This is a genomic window from Vibrio sp. 10N.222.55.C6, assembly GCF_041473395.1.
Classification (GTDB): Bacteria; Pseudomonadota; Gammaproteobacteria; order Enterobacterales; family Vibrionaceae; genus Vibrio; species Vibrio crassostreae_C.
Genome location: NZ_JBFRSD010001235.1, coordinates 1 through 309, shown reverse-complemented (window position 1 = coordinate 309; position 309 = coordinate 1). Strand labels below are relative to the sequence as shown.

Here is a 309-nt window from a genome sequence, read left to right as displayed (position 1 = left end):
TTCATTCTCAAACTTAACGACATCACCAGCAACATAGCGACCAAAGCCATCTGGGTATACGTAGTTAACATCTCCCGCGGGTTCAACCAAATTGAAGTCCAGCGTTTCTTGGCCGACTAGCTTACCCTCACTGTTTCTGGTTTTTACTACCAACATATGATGACCTGGCTCAGACTTAGAAAGTTCAAGCTGAGGATTTACAGACTCCCCATCTTTCACTGCATCTTCCCAATGGGCTAAAGTATCACGGTTGTGGTTGTACGCCGTAATCTCGACTTGTGCATCACCCTGAGAAGCCAATGCCAAATC

General features: G+C 46.0%; 1 pseudogene. It reads right to left on the bottom strand.

Annotated elements, in window-relative coordinates:
• A pseudogene (locus tag AB4486_RS28340) lies at positions 1–309 on the bottom strand (N-acetylglucosamine-binding protein GbpA); the annotation flags it as partial.